We start from the raw sequence: 16,805 nt of genomic DNA on the forward strand, positions 1-16,805 counted from the left end.
CGCGTTTTTTTTTCATCTGGCGCCCGGCAAGGGCGCTGCGCAAGGAGCCCACATGTTCAATCTCGAACGTCGCGCACGTAAGCCATCACTGCTGGCCTGCCTGGGGGCGCTGCTGGCCGCCGCCTCTATCGGCCTGTCGGCCTATGCCTCGCACGGTGTGGCCGACCCGCTGGCGCAGCAGCACCTGAACATGGCGGCGCTCTATGCGTTCGCGCATGGCGCGGTACTGGTGGCGCTCGGGCCGCGCGCGCAGGGCGCGATCGCGCACCTGGCGTTGTACGTGCTGCTGCTGGGCGTGCTGTTGTTTTCCGGCAGCCTGGTGGGCGGTGCGTTGTGGCAGTGGCCGACGCGGATGGCACCGATCGGTGGCACCAGCATGATGGCCGGATGGGTGTTGCTGGCGATCAATGCGTTGAGGCGGTGACGGTCGCAGGGCTGTCGCTTCGATCCATGCCGATGCGATCCTAAGGGTTCATGGGCGTTACTTTTCTTTTCGCGCGAAAAGAAAAGTAACCAAAAGAAACGCGCCGCCGGCCGCGAGCCGATGCTGCGCATCGGTACCCTGTGCTCCTCGGTCCGTCGAGGAACGGTGCGGAGAGCAGCCGAGCATGGCTCGGCTCTACAGAATCGCAAGCACCTCTTCGCCCTCGTCGGACCTGCGGTGCTCGGCTCGCTTGAAGGCGGACCCAACAGCCGCGCGCTGATCCGTTATAGAGGCTTCGAGCGAAGCGACCCGCTTTTGTCTTTGCTCTCTTGTTCCATTCCGTGGCGGACGCACACGGAAACTGTCAGAGGCCGGGCGGGTGGGCTGGGCTGGGGTATCCGCGCCATGGATGGCGCGGCTAAGCCTCCAGGGACGGATTCACGGCGTCCCCTGCCCAGCCTACCCGCCCGGACAGCTCCATGAAGTTCGCCGTGCAGCCGCCACGAGGGGCTCAGCCGTTGGCCGGTTTCCAGCACCAGTGCCACGGTTCGTAGACGATGCCGTGCGGGTTGTCGCGCGGGTAGCTCAGCTGGAAGCCATGCCCACCGGCATTCGCCTGCAGCCACGCAAACGCGTCGGTGGCTTCGAACGATTCTTCAGCCGGGGCGTCGCCCGGTGTACCGATGTCCAGCGCATGGCCGCTGTGGTGTTCACTGAAACCCGGGGCGGCATTGACCTTCAGGATCTCCGCCACGCTCAAGCCGCGCGCCAGCTTCCGTTCGAAGATGCCCAACTGGTAGGCATGGCTGCGGAAGCCGGAGATGGCGTCCAGCGCAATGCCATCCTGTGCCGCATGCAGTCGCATCCGCCGCCAGCCCTGCGCGGCGCCACGGCGCAGCCACAGCGGGCGGGCGAAGCGATCGCGGCCGGCAAAATGCAGCAGGCAGGGTTCGGGTTCCAGCGGCAGGCCGCTGTCGTCGGCGTAGCGCTGCGGGTCCAGGCCAAGCTGCTGCAGGCGCTGCTGCAACCCGGCCAGCGGCAGCCACTGATCTTCCAGTCCGGCGCCGAAGGGCCGTGCAGCCGCGGTGTCCAGCAGCGCCAGTGCATCCTCGACCCTGGGCTCGCGCGGCAGGCGCGGCACCATCGAATGCACGCCGTGCGGCAGTACCGCCGCCAGATAGCGGCCATCACGCTTGCGCCGCAGCACCCACTGCGCCTGCGACAGCAGGCGTGCATCCAGGTTGCTGCGCGCGCGCAGCAGGTCGGCAGGCCACAGTTCGATGGCCTCGGTATTGATCAGCAGGGGCGGGCGTCGTTGCATCGCCTCAGCTTACTGCCGTGGTGCCGACGCGGCCACCTTGCGCAGCGCATCGAGCAGCGCCTGCGGCCGGTCCACGCTGAGCAGCAGCGTGCTGCCATCACTGACCGGCAGGGCGAGGACACGCGCACGGTCGGTGACCAGGGCGAAGCCCTTGCCGCCTCCCTGCAGGCGGAAGTGGCCCGAGTAGAAGCCCGGCATTGAATAGCCATTGGTTTTGACACGGATGCCATAGCGGCGGTCACGCTGCAGGTCGACCACCTCGGCCTGGTCCAGCCGCAGCTGCGCCACCGGCACGCGCCGCCGGTACATCGTCGAGCGCACGTCCAGCACGTTGCCGGCCAGCTCCACCCGGCGGCGGAAGAATGCGGCCCCCAGCCCGACAGCGAGTACAGCGATGACGATCAGGCTCCATGCCGCACTGCCGCCCATCCGGAACCAGGGCGGCGACAGCGTTACTTCGATCCAGGGTGCGTTCGCCGGTGCCTTGTACAGCTGCGCATACAGGCAGGCCACGAAGGCAGCCAGCAGCGGCAGCACGATCCACAGCACGCGCAGCGGCGAACTCTCGGCCACGTCAAAGGGTTTCGGGTCACTGCCGCCCATGGTTCAGGCCTCCTTCTTGAACACCAGCATCGCCGGGCGCATCGGCGCCGGGATGATGATGTTGACCAGCTCCCAGCCCAGCTGGCCCTGCCGGCTCAGCTCGGCCTGGACATCCTCGGCCTTGAGTACGCCCATCATGGAGGTCTTGACCTCGATCGTCTGGTAGCTCCAGCGCTTGCTCATTCCTTGTCCTCCGGCGATGCCTTGGGTTTGGGCAGGCGTCCTGCCTTGCGCAGCGCGTCGCGCAGCACGTATTCGATCTGAGCGTTGAGGCTGCGCAGTTCGTCATCAGCCCAGCGCTGCGCCGCAGCCAGGACGTCGGCGTTGATGCGCAGCGGGTAGGCTTTCTTCTCACTCATGGGGGCTCCTGGCGGGGCGGTGGGGCGCCCCGTTGCGAGTGTGGCTCAATACAGCGAGCCTGCATTGACGATCGGCTGGGTGCCGCGGTCCGAGCACAGCACGGTCAGCAGGTTGCTGACCATGTGCGCCTTGCGTTCCTCGTCCAGCTGCACCACGCCGTTCTTCTGCAGTTCGGCCAGGGCCATCTCGACCATGCCGACCGCACCGGCAACGATGCGCGTGCGTGCGGCGATCACCGCGTTGGCCTGCTGCCGCTGCAGCATCGCCTGGGCGATTTCGGCGGCGTAGGCGAGGTGGCTGATGCGTGCGTCGATGACCTGCACGCCGGCGTCGGCCAGGCGCTCGGCCAGTTCGTTCTTCAGGTGCTGGGAAATCTCGCTGGCATGACTGCGCAGTGCCAGCTGGCCATCCTCATGCTGGTCGTAGGGGTAGCTGGTGGCCATCGCGCGCAGTGCCGATTCGGACTGGATGTGCACGAAGCTCTCGTAGTCGTCCACGTTGTAGACCGCCTCGGAGGCATCGACCACCTGCCAGACGATGACCGCCGCGATCTCGATCGGGCTGCCGTCCAGCTCGTTGATCTTCAGCTTGCCGCTCTCGAAGTTGCGCACGCGCTGGCTGACCCGGCGCTTGGCATAGAAGGGGTTGTTCCAGCGCAGGCCGTTGTCCTTCACGGTGCCCACGTATTTGCCGAACAGGCTCAGCACCGCCGCCTGGTTGGGCTGGACCGTGTACAGGCCGGCCAGGGCGAAGATCGCCAGCGCCGCCATCAGGATGCCTGCCAACATCAGCAGCAGGTTGGGGGAACCGGTGCTGGCCTTGGCTGCTACCCCCAGTACGAACAGGGCGCCGCCGGCGAGGGCGACAAGCAGGGCGCCGGCCAGCGTGCCGAGGCCGTTGAGCGAAGACAGCGACTTCTCTTTCATGGCGGTACGTCCTTGAGGGTTCGGAATGAAGATATCAAAGTGATATCACTTGTCGACTACCGTTCGTCGGATGCCGTGGCCGGGACGGTCGGCCAGCTAGAATGCCCACCCGCCTTCACATCGCTGCTGGAACCGCCATGGCCAAGCTTGGAACTCCGTTGTCCCCCTCCGCCACCCGCGTGCTGCTGCTGGGTTCGGGCGAACTCGGCAAGGAGGTGGCCATCGAGCTGCAGCGGCTGGGCGTGGAAGTGATCGCCGCCGACCGCTATGCCGATGCCCCGGCCATGCAGGTCGCGCACCGCTCGCACGTGATCGACATGCTCGATGCGATGGCCCTGCGTGCCCTGATCGCCCAGGAGCAGCCGCACCTGGTGGTGCCGGAGATCGAGGCCATTCACACCGAAACCCTGGTCCAGCTGGAACAGGAGCAGGGCCTGCGGGTGATCCCGACCGCGCGCGCCGCGCGCCTGACCATGGACCGCGAAGGCATCCGCCGCCTGGCCGCCGAAACCCTGGGCCTGCCGACCTCGCCGTACCGCTTCGTTGATACCGAGGCCGAATACCGCGCCGCTGTGGCCGCCATCGGCCTGCCGTGCGTGGTCAAGCCGGTGATGTCGTCCTCGGGCAAGGGCCAGAGCACGCTGCGCAGCGAGGCGGACATCGCCCCGGCGTGGGAGTACGCACAGACCGGTGGCCGCGCCGGTGCCGGTCGCTGCATCGTCGAGGGCTTCATCGACTTCGACTACGAGATCACCCTGCTGACCGTGCGCCATGCCGGTGGCACCTCGTTCTGCGCGCCGATCGGCCATCTGCAGAAGGACGGCGATTACCGCGAAAGCTGGCAGCCGCAGCCGATGTCGAGCGCGGCACTGGCGCGTGCCGAAGAGATCTCGCGTGCGATCACCGATGACCTCGGTGGCTGGGGCCTGTTCGGCGTCGAGCTGTTCGTGAAGGGCGACGAGGTGTGGTTCAGCGAAGTGTCGCCGCGCCCGCACGACACCGGCCTGGTGACGCTTGTTTCGCAGGAACTGAGCGAGTTCGCGCTGCACGCGCGCGCCATCCTCGGCCTGCCGATCCCGGTGATCCGCCAGAGCGGCCCGTCGGCCTCGTGCGCGCTGCTGGCGCATGGCGAGGGCGTGCCGTACTTCAACAACGTCGCCGCCGCGCTGCAGGTGCCGGACACCGCCGTGCGCCTGTTCGGCAAGCCCAGCGTGCATGGCCATCGCCGCGTCGGCGTGACCCTGGCGCGCGCGGAAACCATCGACGAAGCGCGCACCATCGCGCGTGATGCCGCCGACGCCATCGGCGTCGAACTGCGCCCGTAAAGCAAAAAGGGGACGGAGGGGATTAAGTCGTTTGTGGCACAAACGACTTAATCCCCTCCGTCCCCTTTTTGCTATTTCACATCCACCCACACCAGGTGGTGGTCGCTGCCATCGGCGATCTTCGCTTCCGGGCTTTCATTGGCCGGCCAGAACACGCCGCTGCCGATGTACTCGAAACCGGTCGAGGGCAGCACGTAGTCCAGGCGCATGGTGCCGGACTTCGGGCCGAAATCGCCGGTGGCGTGGAACGGTGCGCCCTTGCGCTCGATGCCCTTGGCCGCATAGGCCTGGCTGGTCTGCTCGCCGCCGACGCTGCGCGGGGTGGGGTAGCGCAGCACGCGGGCGTTCTCGATCAGTTCGACGATCGCCTCATGGCGGCCATCACCATCGACCGGGTCGTTGTTGAGGTCGCCCAGGATCACGAAGCGCGCGTCCTGCGCCAGGCCACCGCACTGGCCCTTGTCGTCGCACAGCCACGGCTTGTCACCGTTGGACAGGTATTCCTGCCACAGGCGCAGTTCGTCATGGTTGCGCGCGGCGTTGCGCTTTTCCGGGCCGTCGAATACCGGCGGGGTCGGGTGCGAGACCAGCGCGTGCACCACGCCGGCCGGGGTCTTCACCGGCACGTCCCAATGCGACTTCGACGACAGCCGCAGCTGCGACCACACGTGGTCGTTGTAGAAGCTCTTGCCGGTGCGCGGATCGACCGGACGGATCGCACCCGGCATCGCGCTCCACTTCAGCAGCTGGAAGCTGCGCACCTTGGCTTCATCGATCGGGTAGCGCGACAGCACCAGCATGCCGTACTGGCCCGGGTGCAGGCCGTAGCCCCAGGCGTCGTTGCCGCGGCTGCGGCCTTCGCCGCCGACCACGCCGTTGTTGTCCAGGTCCAGGCCGCTGGGCACGCCGGTATTGACCGGCGCCAGGTAGCGGTAGGCGAAGTGCAGCGGCTTGCCGCCACCGGGCTGGGCGACGTCCAGGTAGCGCTTCTGGAACAGGTCGGCGGCGCGATGCGCATCGTCGAAGTCGAATTCGTTCAGCAGCACCAGGTCGGGGCGCACCTGTTGCAGCACCGCGGCGATCTTGCGTGCGTGCTCGCTGTCGCCTTCCAGTTCCTTGATCAGGCCACCGGCGTCATCGGAGTACAGCGAGGTGTTGTAGGTGGCCAGGCGCAGCGCGCCGGACGGCTTTTCGGTCATCGCAGGGGACGTGGCGAAGGCGGGGGCGGTGGCGCCGCAGAGCAGGGCCAGGGCGAGGATCAGGGGTTTGGCGTTCATGGGCCGTATTGTGCACCCGGCCCGGTGTCAGCGGTTTGTCAGCGCCCGTCCAGATCCTTGTCGAAATCGTGCCAGCGGCGACCGTCGTAGGCCTCCAGCGGATGGAAGCGGCGCTTGTAGTCCATCTTCTGGTGGCCGCGGATCCAGTAGCCCAGATAGACGTGCGGCAGGCCCTCGCGGCGCGCCCATTCGATCTGCTGCAGGATCGCGAAGGTGCCCAGCCCGCGTGCGGCGTGGTCCGGGTCGAAGAAGGTGTAGACCGCCGACAGGCCATGCTCGGTGACGTCGGTCACCGCCACCCCCAGCAGCTGGCTGGGCTGGCCGTCGTGGCCGGGCAGGCGCATCTCCATGAAACGGGTATGCGACCAGCTGCCGATCAGGAACTGCTCGAACTCGTGCGGGCCGTGGTCGTCCATGCCGCCATTGGCGTGGCGGTGGGTGAGGTAGCGGTGGTACAGCGCGAACAGGTCGTCGCGGGCGGTGGCGGCGGTGATCCGCACCTCCAGGTCGTCATTGCGGGCGGCACAACGGCGCTGGCTGCGGTCCGGGGCGAAGCGCGCCACCGGGATGCGCACCGCCACGCAGGCCTGGCAGTGCGCGCAATGTGGCCGGTAGACCAGGTCGCCGCTGCGGCGGAAGCCCCAGCTCAGTGCCAGCGGGTACAGGCCGCCAAGGCGGCGATCGTGCGGGTCCAACACCAGGTCGCGCGCCACCCGGTCCGACCAGTACCCGCAGGGGTGCTCGCCGGTCTGGAAAAGTCGCAGTTCGTCGTCTCTGTCGCCATGTATCGCCATGGGCACAGCATAGCCCCAGCCTGTCGCAGTGGCGGCGACTGTCCGCCGGATGAATGGAACCGGCGGTGGCGTCAACCGATGTCGCGCCCGGGCGTTGTTGTTCCCCGAGGGTGAAGTGATCACCCCGACGCTGTTCCCATCCCCAGGAGTGACCTCATGATCCGTACCCCCCTGCTGCTGGCCCTGCTGCTCGGCACCTCCGCTTCCGGTATCGCGCTGGCCGCCGACACCCCGACCACGCCGGCGCAGCGCCCGGCCAAGCTGGACACCAACGGCGACGGCGTGATCGACCGCAGCGAGGCCGCTGCCAACCCGCGCCTGGCCGCGAAGTTCGACGAGCTGGACAAGAACAAGGACGGCAAGCTATCGCGCGATGAGCTGCCGCGCTGGCAGCATGGTCGCCGTGGTGGCCACGGCGGTGAGCGCTGGGCCAAGCTGGACGTCAACAAGGACGGCCGCATCAGCCGCGAGGAAGCCAAGGCCGACCCGCGCCTGGCCGCGCGCTTCGACCAGCTCGATCTCAACAAGGATGGCTACCTGGACAAGGCCGACCGCGAGCTGCGCATGAAGCAGCGCCGTGACGCCTGGTTCGCTGCCGCTGACACCAACAAGGATGGCCAGCTGAGCAAGGCCGAGTTCGACGCGGCCAAGGGCCCGATGCACGGTGGCCCGCGCCACGGCGGTCCGCGCGATGGCGAGGCGCCGAAGCCGCAGCGCTGAGGTTCAACGCAGTGAATGACGACAACGCCGGCGCACTGCCGGCGTTGTCCGTTACAGGCGGCCGCTGCGCATCAGTGAGTACACCACCAGCGCGATGACCATCAGGTTCATGGCGATGATGCCGGTGCGGCCGTACATCGATTCGAACTTCCAGTTGATGCCGGTGCGTCCGCGGCGGGCCGAATCGCGCGCGATCATCGGTGCCATCACCCGCTGCAGCGGCACCAGGCACTGGTAGTTGACCACGCCCAGGCCTACCGCCAGCACCGTCAGCTGCGCCCAGACCGGCGCCTGCAGCATCACAGCCAGCAGGATCGCCAGGCACCAGAACATGCCGGTGATGATGTTGAGGTAGAGGAAGCGGCGCACGTCGCGGCGCTCGGACGCCGTTTCGGTGTACGACATCAGGAAGCGGCCGCCGAGATAGCTGCCGATCGCACCACCGACCACGCCGCCGATCACCGCCCCCCAGCTTTCGGCCGGCAGCACGTGCAGCTGGCCCAGCGTGGCAGTCAATGAGCCCATCGCGGTGCCTCCGGCAACACTGGCGCCGCCAAGGCCAAGCTTGCTGCCGCCGATGCCGACACCGGTGCCGAGCAGCACCGCAGCACTGGCCGTGCCGGGCGCGGCCACCAGCACCATCGACACCACGGCAGTGGCGAATGCCGCGCTCGGGGCGCTGCTGCGCGCGAATTCGCCGAAGCGCTGCAGCAGGCCGTCGCGCACCAGGGCGCGTGCGCGCGACAGGCGCTTGCGTACGGCGGCATCACTGAGCCCGAGCAGGTCGGCCACCTGCTGCGAACGCTGGCCTTCGCGGTAGTACAGCAACAGCACTTCGCGGCTGTCGGCCGGCAACGCGGAAATGATGTCCTCGGCGGCGATCTCTTCTTCCACCCGCTGCAGGCGGTCGGCCGCGCCCGGGGCCGGGTCGGCGGCCATGCCCATCGCCACCTCGGCGGCCTCGCCGGTCAGCGGTCGTCCGCGCTGGGCGCGTAGCCAGTCGCGGGCCAGGTTGCGGGTGATCTGCCGCAGCCAGGGCAGGAAGCTGGTCGAACTGCGCAGCTGGTGCAGCTGCTGCCAGCCCTTCACGAAGGCCTCCTGGGCGATGTCCTCGCTGGCCTGGCGGTCGCGGGTGATGGCCAGGGCGATGGCGGTGACCGTGTTCTGGCAGGCCAGCACGATGCGGCCGTAGGCATGCTGGCAACCGCTGGCGGCGGCGGGCAGTTCGCGTTCCAGGGTCTGGTCGATCGATGCGGCGAACGTCGTCATGGCGGCGGCTCTCCTGCTGGGATTGTGTCCCATGACGGAGCCGCGCGCCCGATGTGACCAGAAAAAAGGGGACGGAGGGGATTAAGTCGTTTGTGCACAAACGACTTAATCCCCTCCGTCCCCTTTTTGCGGTTGCCGGCCAGCGGCCGGCACTACCCGTGTGTCACTTCGAGGGCTGGATGCGGACCCGGATTTCTTCCTCTTCCGGTGCGGCCTGCGGAGCCGGTTGCGCCTGCTGCGGCTGGGTCTGCGGGGCAGGGGCCGGTGCGACCGGCGCCGGGGCGCCGCGATGGCGCAGGCCGATCACCAGCGCCACGCCGGCGATCACCACCAGCAGGGCGATGCGGATGCGCCAGGCCCAGCCACGGCCGCCGCCGGTCGTCTCTGCGGTGTCGCGGAAGGCGAATTCGGCGGTCGGATGGTCGCGGCGGGTGGTGTCGAGCAGCCGAGCCTCGCGCAGGATTTCACGCGCGCGCGGCTGGTCGTCGGCGCGCACGATCCACACCGCCGGGTAGGCGTTGGCGTTGCCCAGGTCGGTATAGCTGAACTGGCCGCGGCGACGGGTCTTGTACGAGCGCCCATTGGTCACCTTGACGTCGATGCCATGCCCGCGCAGGAGCTCGGCGACGCCTTCAACGGTTTCCACACGCTGGCTGCTGAAGATCTGGCGCATCGGATCAGTCCTTGGCCGGCACGGCGGCGGCCGCGGCCTGGTCGGGAACCACGCGGATCAGGCCTTCCTGCGCGGTGCTGGCCACCAGCACGCCATTGCGGGTGAAGAACTGGCCGCGGGCCAGGCCGCGCGAATCCTGCGCGCTGGGGCTGTCCAGCGAGTACAGCAGCCAGTCGTCGGCACGGAACGGCCGGTGGAACCAGATCGCGTGGTCGAGCGAGGCCATCTGCACGTGCGGGTGGTAGTAGCTGATGCCGTGCGGGAACGTGGCGGTGCCCAGCAGGTGGAAGTCGGAGGCATAGGCCAGCAGTGCCTGGTGCAGCTCCGGGGCATCGCCGACCGGCTCGCTCAGGCGCAGCCACACCTGGTGGTAGGGCGGGCGCTTGGGCGGGTTGAGTTCGTCACGCGGGTAGACGTGGCGGAACTCGAACGGGCCGCCGCGTGACAGCCAGCGCTGCACCTTGATTGGCAGCCGCTCCAGCACTTCGGCCGGCAGCGGACGGTTCGGTTCGATGTCTTCCGGCTGCGGCACTTCGGGCATCTTGTGCTGGTGCTCGGCGCCGGTCTCGGCCTGCTGGAACGAGGCCGCGCAGAAGAAGATCACCTTGCCGTGCTGGATCGCAGTGACGCGGCGCACCGAGAAACTGCCGCCGTCGCGGGTACGGTCCACGTCGTAGACGATGGGGTGGTCGATGTTGCCGGCGCGCAGGAAGTAGGCGTGCAGCGAGTGCACGTGGCGCCCGTTGTCGACTGTGGCCTGCGCCGCAGCCAGCGCCTGGCCCAGCACCTGGCCGCCGAACACGTACTTGGTGCCGATGTCGCGGCTCTGCCCGCGGAACAGGTTGTCCTCCAGCCGCTCCAGGGTGAGCAGGTCGATCAGCTCGGAGACGACGGGTTCGGGCGTGTCGTTCAAGGGGGCGGCCACAGCAATGAAGAGGCCCCGATTATACCGTTGCAGGCCAGTCCATCATTGGTAGTGCCGGCCGCTGGCCGGCAACCTCATGATCCTCCTGGGGCACCTGCGGTTGCCGGCCAGCGGCCGGCACTATCGGTTACTTGCCCAGCCGGGCGACCAGCGCCTGCAGGGCATTCTGCGCATCCGGGGCGAACCAGGCCTCGACGAAGCGGTCGAGCTGGATCAGGTCCGGGTGCAGGGCTTCGTGCAGGTCGGCACGGGCAATGGCGCGGGTCAGCAGCATCGGCTGGCGCGGCTGCTTGAGCAGGTTCTGCAGCCAGGCGATGGCGCGCGCCACCACCAGGTCGCCTTCGGCCAGTTCATCGACCAGGCCGATCTGCAGCGCCTGTTCGGCCGGCACCAGCGAACCGGTGGTCAGCAGGACGCCGGCGCGGTGCACGCCCACCGCACGGCGCAGCAGGCGCTGGATGCCCTCCGGCGCGATCAGGCCCACCTGCACTTCGTTCAGGCCGATGGCATACGGCCGCGACGGATCGGCGCTGCGCGCCATCACCCGGTAGTCGCAGCACAGGGCCAGCACGCAGCCGCCCGCCGGTGCGTGGCCGGTGATCGCCGCGACCACCGGGATGCGGCTCTCGGCCAGCGTGCGCACGGCGCCAAAGAAGGCGTTCCAGGTGTCCAACAACTTGTGCTTGTCATCACCATGCGAGAGCAGGTGCGGCACGTCCATACCGCCGGTGAAGATGCGCTCGCTGCCCGACAGCACGATGCCGTGCGCGTCTTCGGCCATGGCCAGCTCGATGGCATGGATCAACTGCCGGCACAGTTCGGTGTCCAGTGCGTTGACCGGCGGCCGCGCCAGGCGCAGTTCGCGGATGGGGCCATGGTTGATCACCTCGATGAGCGTCGTCATGCTGCGGTCTCGTTGCGAAGAAGGAACCTGGGCGATGATAACCAAACCATTCGTTGGCGTACTGTTGGTTCTGTGTGCGGCCGCAGCATCGGTCTCGGCGGCGGAACCGGACTGCGTCACGGTGGAGCAGGGCTGGGCGCGGTTGCCACCGAATCCGGCGATGCCGATGACCGCCGGCTACGGCGTGATCCACAACGGCTGCAGCAAGGCGGTGGCGATCACTGGCGCGACCAGCAGCAGCTTCAATGATGTGTCGCTGCACGAAACCACGATCACGGATGGGGTCAGCCGGATGCGCGCGATCGAGCGTCTGCCGCTGGCGCCGGGTGCGCGCGCCGAGCTCAAGCCCGGTGGCCTGCACCTGATGCTGATGCAGGGCAAGGGCGCGTTGAAGGAAGGGCAGGCGCTGCCGTTGCGGCTGCAGCTGGAAGGCGGTGGCGAAGCGAGCGCGACGTTGGTGGTGCGCAAGGCCGCGCCGTAAGCGCGCGGGGAAACGGCACGCTGCTGCTGACGCAAGGGGTTGGGATGGCCGTCGTAGCGTCGAGCTTGCTCGACGGCCCCGGCCTGCAGCAGTCGAGCAAGCTCGACTCTACGGATGAAGCGACGATTGGGATGGCTGCCGTAGCGTCGAGGACGCTGGGCGCGAACGGAATATCCGGTAGTGCCGGCCGCTGGCCGGCAGGACGCGAAATGCCGGCCAGCGGCCGGCACTACCAGGGGGCTTACGACCAGTCGTACGAGAACAGCACCGTGCGGCTTTCCGGCTCGTACAGCATCACGATCGCATCGGCGCCGGTGGCGCACCAGTTGTAGCCGGCCACTTCGGCCACCGCGAAGAACGCGTTGCCATCGCGGCGGATGATTGCCAGTTCCGCATCGTCCGGTGCATGCCGGTCGTTGGCGGCGTCGGTGAATTCCAGGGTGAAGGCGTTCGGGATGTCAGCCGTCTCGATCCAGTTGCCGCAGGAAATCTGTCCACCCAGCGTATCCAGATAATCGCGCTCGCTGGCCTCACCCTTGCCGTAGCGCGAGTAGCAGGCGAGACGGCCATGCGTGGCATGGTAATCGCGGGCCTTGGCGTAGCTCTCGCGCATCTGCGCGATGTGTTCCTGCGCATCCTTGTCCTGCACCGCATCACCGATGAAATAGCCCGCGTTGCCGAGGAAGCGCATCTCGTTGCCGGCGGTCAGTTCGAAGGCGATCCAGTTGGTGCCGGTGAAATCGTTGTGGTGTTCTTCTGTGGTCTCGCCGATGCAGCCGTCATACGGCTCGATCGGGCACAGCATCGTTGCCACCTGGCCGGCCAGTTCCGGGCGCAGCACGCCGAGGTCGATCTTCAGCAGCGGCAGCAGGTGCTGGCCGAGCCAGGCCTGGTCGGCGGGGAAGACATCGGTGGGGAAGGCGACCATGCCGGGCAGCAGGTCGCGCAGTTCAGTCTGGTGGATCATGTCAGTCCTTTGAATTGGATCGGTAGTGCCGGCCGCTGGCCGGCATCCGCGATACATCTGGAGGTTGCCGGCCAGCGGCCGGCACTACCACAGGCGCGTCAGGTCGACGCGCTGCGGATCGCTTCCGGCAGCGGCGCGCTCTTGCCGGTCTGGGTGTCCATCCAGACCACCACCACGTTGCCGTCCGAATAGAGCTTCGATTCGTCCTGCTGGTCGACGATGCGGTGGCCGATGGTCACGCTGCTGTTGCCCAGGCGCTCGACGAACAGCTCGACCAGGATGTCGTTGGGCCACACGATGGGCAGCCGGTAGTTGACGTTGGTCGCGGCCACCACGGGTGCGATGCGGTCGGTCATCGACACACCGTCCACACCCAGCATCCAGCGCACGCGCGCTTCTTCCAGGTAGGAGATGTACTTGGCGTTGTTCACATGGCCCATGCTGTCCATGTCACGCCAGCGCACGCTGATCGGAATGCGGGCCAGGATCTTGTGTTCGCTGCTCATCAGGCGTCCTTCTTCTTCGTCGTGCTCTTGCTGGCCTTGCCGGTGCTCTTGGCGGCTACCGCCTTCTTGGCCACCTTGGCCGGCTTTTCAGGCTTCACCTTGCGCGGCGGGCGGGCGTCGGGCTTGTTGGCCACGGCGGCCGGCTGCTCGGGGCGTGCGCGGGTGGAGGGCAGCATGCGTGCAAGGAACTGGCCGGTGTAGGACTGCGGGCAGGCCGCCACGTCTTCCGGCGTGCCGGTGACCAGGATGGTGCCACCGCGATGGCCGCCTTCCGGACCCAGATCGACGATCCAGTCGGCGGTCTTGATCACGTCCAGGTTGTGCTCGATCACCACCACCGTATTGCCTTCGTCGCGCAGCTTGTGCAGCACGCCCAGCAGCGCTTCGATGTCGTGGAAGTGCAGGCCGGTGGTCGGCTCGTCGAGGATGTACAGGGTGCGGCCGGTATCGCGGCGCGACAGTTCCTTGGACAGCTTCACGCGCTGCGCTTCACCACCGGACAGCGTGGTCGCGCTCTGGCCCAGCTTGATGTAGCTCAGGCCGACGTCGACCAGGGTTTCCAGCTTGCGCGCAATCGACGGCACCGGCTCGAACAGCTTCAGCGCATCCTCGACGGTCATTTCCAGCACGTCGTTGATGTTGAAGCCCTTGTACAGGATCTCCAGCGTCTCGCGGTTGTAGCGCTTGCCATGGCAGACGTCGCAGGGCACGTACACGTCCGGCAGAAAGTGCATCTCGATCTTGATCAGACCGTCACCCTGGCAGGCTTCGCAGCGGCCGCCGCGCACGTTGAAGCTGAAACGGCCCGGCGAATAGCCACGCGCACGCGCTTCGGGCACCTGTGCGAACAGTTCGCGCAGCGGCGTGAACAGGCCGGTGTAGGTGGCCGGGTTCGAGCGCGGGGTGCGGCCGATCGGCGACTGGTCGATGTCCACCACCTTGTCGAACAGGTCCAGGCCATCGATCTCCTTGTACGGAGCGATCGGGTGCGAGGCGCCGTTGATCTCGTTGGCGGCCAGCGAGAACAGGGTGTCGTTGATCAGGGTCGACTTGCCCGAGCCGGATACACCGGTCACGCAGGTCAGCAGGCCCGACGGAATCGCCAGGTCCACGCCCTTCAGGTTGTTGCCGGTCGCCCCGCGCAGGTGCAGGGTCATCTTCGGGTTCGGCGTGTGCCGGCGCGCCGGAATCTCGATCGCGCGCTTGCCCGACAGGTACTGGCCGGTCAGCGAACGCGGTGCCTCCAGGATGTCCTGCAGGGTGCCCTGGCCGACGATCTCGCCGCCGTGCACGCCCGCGCCCGGGCCGATGTCCAGCACGTAGTCGGCCAGCCGGATCGCATCCTCGTCATGTTCGACCACGATCACCGTATTGCCCAGGTCACGCAGGCGGGTGAGGGTGCCGAGCAGGCGTTCGTTGTCGCGCTGGTGCAGGCCGATCGACGGCTCGTCGAGCACGTACATCACACCGACCAGGCCGGCGCCGATCTGGCTGGCCAGGCGGATGCGCTGTGCCTCGCCACCGGACAGGGTGTCGGCCTTGCGCTCCAGGGTCAGGTAATCCAGGCCGACATCGACCAGGAAGCCGAGGCGTTCGCCGATCTCCTTGACGATCTTCGCGGCGATCTCGCCACGCCAGCCCGGCAGGCTCAGTTCACTGAAGAACTTCAGTGCCTCGTCGATCGGCAGCACCACCAGCTCCGGCAGCGGGCGATCGGCCACGAACACGTTGCGCGCCGCCTTGTTCAGGCGCGCACCATGGCATTCCGGGCACGGCTGTTCGCTGATGTACTTGGACAGCTCCTCGCGCACCGCCGGCGACTCGGTTTCCTTGTAGCGGCGTTCGAGGTTGGGAATGATTCCCTCGAAGCGATGCTTGCGCTGGGTGCGGCCACCAGCTTCGGTGAAGTAGGTGAAGGTGATCGTCTCGTCGCCGCTGCCGTACAGCACGGCCTGCTGCACCTTGGCCGGCAGCGAGTTCCAGGCGGCGTCCACGTCGAACTTGTAGTGCTTGGCCAGCGAGGCGATCAGCTGGAAATAGTAGGCGTTGCGGCGGTCCCAGCCGCGCACCGCACCGGCGGCCAGCGACAGCTCCGGATGCACCACCACGCGCGAAGGGTCGAAGAACTCGGCGATGCCCAGGCCATCGCAGCCGGGGCAGGCGCCCATCGGTGCGTTGAACGAGAACAGGCGCGGTTCCAGCTCCGGCAGCGAGTAGTCGCAGACCGGGCAGGAGTACTTGGAGGAGAACAGTGCCGGCGTGGCGTCGGCGGTGTCCAGGCTCTGCACCGAGGCCATGCCATCGCCCAGCTTCAGTGCGGTCTCGAAGCTCTCGGCCAGGCGTTGCTTGATGTCCTCGCGCGGGCGGAAGCGGTCGATCACCGCCTCGATGGTGTGCTTCTGGCGCAGCGCCAGCGGCGGCACCGCATCGATTTCATACAGCTCGCCGTCCACGCGCACACGCACGAAGCCCTGCGCACGCAGCTGGTCGAACACCTGTGCGTGTTCGCCCTTGCGGTCGCGGATGACCGGCGCCAGCAGCATGTAGCGCTGTTCCGGGTCCAGCGTCAGCACCTGGTCGACCATCTGGCTGACCGTCTGCGCTTCCAGCGGGTAGCCGTGGTCCGGGCAGCGCGGGGTGCCGACGCGGGCGTACAGCAGGCGCAGGTAGTCGTAGATCTCGGTGATGGTGCCGACCGTCGAACGCGGGTTGTGCGAGGTCGACTTCTGCTCGATCGAGATGGCCGGGGACAGGCCTTCGATGTGGTCCAGGTCCGGCTTTTCCATCACGCTCAGGAACTGGCGCGCATAGGCCGACAGCGACTCGACGTAGCGGCGCTGGCCTTCTGCATAGATGGTGTCGAACGCCAGCGAGGACTTGCCCGAACCGGACAGGCCGGTGATCACGATCAGCTTGTCGCGGGGCAGGTCGAGGTCGAGGTTCTTCAGATTGTGCGTCCGCGCGCCGCGGATGCGGATGAAATCCATCGCCATGGGGGATCCGGTTGTGGGGGCGTTGGCTGGGTGCCGGGCCAGCAGGGAACGGCAATCGGTCAGCCTACCGAGGTGACCAGATGGGGGCAATGGGCGACAATGCCAGCCCGATGTCTCACCTGATGAGACCGGCCGACAGCTTTGTGCAGAGCCGAGCCATGCTCGGCTGCCGGGACCCCGAACCGTTCAGCCGAGCATGGCCCGGCTCTACAGGGCCCGGTTTCCAGGCCGTTCAGGGGTTGACTTGACCCGCGCCCGCTGATCTGCGTACAATTCCGCTCCTGTCCGCCCTCGATGGCGGCAGCTCAGACCACAATAACTACAGAGGAAGGCCTGG

The 16,805-nt window shown here is 67.5% G+C and carries 18 protein-coding genes; 4 read left to right on the top strand and 14 right to left on the bottom strand.

The genetic code is table 11. The features are described from left to right. The first annotated feature begins 52 nt into the window (after positions 1-52). Positions 53-424: a DUF423 domain-containing protein gene (locus tag ACZK3J_RS05685; RefSeq protein ID WP_019659313.1), complete on the top strand. Its 372-nt coding sequence runs from the start codon at positions 53-55 to the stop codon at positions 422-424. Positions 425-935: 511 nt separating this feature from the next. Here the strand turns inward: ACZK3J_RS05685 and ACZK3J_RS05690 are convergent. The 5 genes from ACZK3J_RS05690 to ACZK3J_RS05710 are packed head-to-tail and all read right to left on the bottom strand — an operon-like array spanning position 936 to position 3,634. Next, a complete protein-coding gene (locus ACZK3J_RS05690) occupies positions 936-1,745 on the bottom strand; it encodes a M15 family metallopeptidase (RefSeq protein ID WP_149909372.1) in 810 nt (269 codons plus the stop codon). Between the two features lie 9 nt (positions 1,746-1,754). Next, positions 1,755-2,348, bottom strand: coding sequence for a PH domain-containing protein (locus ACZK3J_RS05695; RefSeq protein WP_032127599.1), 594 nt, complete (start codon positions 2,346-2,348; stop codon positions 1,755-1,757). A gap of 3 nt (positions 2,349-2,351) precedes the next feature. After that, entirely contained in the window at positions 2,352-2,531 is a 180-nt protein-coding gene (locus tag ACZK3J_RS05700; protein ID WP_032127598.1) for a DUF4177 domain-containing protein, read from the bottom strand. Beyond that, positions 2,528-2,707 (bottom strand): type II toxin-antitoxin system antitoxin, encoded by a 180-nt coding sequence (locus tag ACZK3J_RS05705; protein ID WP_049398902.1) that lies wholly within the window; start codon positions 2,705-2,707, stop codon positions 2,528-2,530. The genes ACZK3J_RS05700 and ACZK3J_RS05705 overlap by 4 nt, the downstream gene beginning before the upstream one ends. 45 nt (positions 2,708-2,752) lie before the next feature. Next, positions 2,753-3,634, bottom strand: a complete 882-nt coding sequence (locus ACZK3J_RS05710; RefSeq protein WP_478476534.1) for an SPFH domain-containing protein — start codon at positions 3,632-3,634, stop codon at positions 2,753-2,755. A gap of 137 nt (positions 3,635-3,771) precedes the next feature. On the opposite strand from ACZK3J_RS05710, the gene purT reads away from it, so the two are divergent. Continuing rightward, the gene (purT, locus tag ACZK3J_RS05715) at positions 3,772-4,959 is read left to right on the top strand and encodes a formate-dependent phosphoribosylglycinamide formyltransferase (RefSeq protein ID WP_149909373.1); all 1,188 of its coding nucleotides are present in this window, start codon (positions 3,772-3,774) and stop codon (positions 4,957-4,959) included. A 71-nt stretch (positions 4,960-5,030) separates the two neighbouring features. Here the strand turns inward: purT and ACZK3J_RS05720 are convergent, their stop codons facing one another. Then, positions 5,031-6,236 carry an endonuclease/exonuclease/phosphatase family protein gene (locus tag ACZK3J_RS05720; protein WP_478476536.1) on the bottom strand — a complete coding sequence of 402 codons (1,206 nt, stop codon included), beginning with the start codon at positions 6,234-6,236 and terminating at the stop codon, positions 5,031-5,033. A gap of 38 nt (positions 6,237-6,274) precedes the next feature. Next, a complete protein-coding gene (locus ACZK3J_RS05725; RefSeq protein ID WP_014036368.1) occupies positions 6,275-7,030 on the bottom strand; it encodes an arginyltransferase in 756 nt (251 codons plus the stop codon). A 156-nt stretch (positions 7,031-7,186) separates the two neighbouring features. Here ACZK3J_RS05725 and ACZK3J_RS05730 point away from each other — a divergent pair, with 156 nt between their 5' ends. Further along, the gene (locus tag ACZK3J_RS05730; protein ID WP_049461453.1) at positions 7,187-7,750 is read left to right on the top strand and encodes an EF-hand domain-containing protein; all 564 of its coding nucleotides are present in this window, start codon (positions 7,187-7,189) and stop codon (positions 7,748-7,750) included. Positions 7,751-7,801: 51 nt separating this feature from the next. Here ACZK3J_RS05730 and ACZK3J_RS05735 read toward each other — a convergent pair whose 3' ends face one another. The 4 genes from ACZK3J_RS05735 to ACZK3J_RS05750 form a co-directional block, all read right to left on the bottom strand. After that, a complete protein-coding gene (locus ACZK3J_RS05735) occupies positions 7,802-9,019 on the bottom strand; it encodes an RNA polymerase sigma factor (RefSeq protein ID WP_478476538.1) in 1,218 nt (405 codons plus the stop codon). 163 nt (positions 9,020-9,182) lie between these two features. Beyond that, the gene (locus ACZK3J_RS05740) at positions 9,183-9,692 is read right to left on the bottom strand and encodes a pathogenicity-like protein (protein WP_032127591.1); all 510 of its coding nucleotides are present in this window, start codon (positions 9,690-9,692) and stop codon (positions 9,183-9,185) included. A gap of 4 nt (positions 9,693-9,696) precedes the next feature. After that, complete coding sequence (gene tesB / locus ACZK3J_RS05745; RefSeq protein ID WP_004148214.1) at positions 9,697-10,617, bottom strand: acyl-CoA thioesterase II; 921 nt, start codon at positions 10,615-10,617, stop codon at positions 9,697-9,699. A gap of 127 nt (positions 10,618-10,744) precedes the next feature. Next, complete coding sequence (locus tag ACZK3J_RS05750) at positions 10,745-11,521, bottom strand: enoyl-CoA hydratase/isomerase family protein (RefSeq protein WP_032127589.1); 777 nt, start codon at positions 11,519-11,521, stop codon at positions 10,745-10,747. Positions 11,522-11,555: 34 nt separating this feature from the next. Between ACZK3J_RS05750 and ACZK3J_RS05755 the strand changes: the two genes are divergently transcribed. Next, positions 11,556-12,002 carry a copper chaperone PCu(A)C gene (locus tag ACZK3J_RS05755; RefSeq protein WP_478469419.1) on the top strand — a complete coding sequence of 149 codons (447 nt, stop codon included), beginning with the start codon at positions 11,556-11,558 and terminating at the stop codon, positions 12,000-12,002. Positions 12,003-12,243: 241 nt separating this feature from the next. Here the strand turns inward: ACZK3J_RS05755 and ACZK3J_RS05760 are convergent, their stop codons facing one another. The 3 genes from ACZK3J_RS05760 to uvrA all read right to left on the bottom strand — a co-directional run bounded on the left by ACZK3J_RS05760 (position 12,244) and on the right by uvrA (position 16,468). Further along, positions 12,244-12,969 carry a hypothetical protein gene (locus ACZK3J_RS05760; protein WP_049462330.1) on the bottom strand — a complete coding sequence of 242 codons (726 nt, stop codon included), beginning with the start codon at positions 12,967-12,969 and terminating at the stop codon, positions 12,244-12,246. Positions 12,970-13,067: 98 nt separating this feature from the next. After that, on the bottom strand, positions 13,068-13,475 hold the full coding sequence (locus ACZK3J_RS05765; protein WP_006424673.1) for an acyl-CoA thioesterase: 408 nt from the start codon (positions 13,473-13,475) through the stop codon (positions 13,068-13,070). Continuing rightward, complete coding sequence (gene uvrA / locus ACZK3J_RS05770; protein WP_478476540.1) at positions 13,475-16,468, bottom strand: excinuclease ABC subunit UvrA; 2,994 nt, start codon at positions 16,466-16,468, stop codon at positions 13,475-13,477. The genes ACZK3J_RS05765 and uvrA overlap by 1 nt, the downstream gene beginning before the upstream one ends. Positions 16,469-16,805: the final 337 nt, after the last annotated feature.

It is taken from the genome of Stenotrophomonas sp. 86428_Sma, from assembly GCF_056481585.1.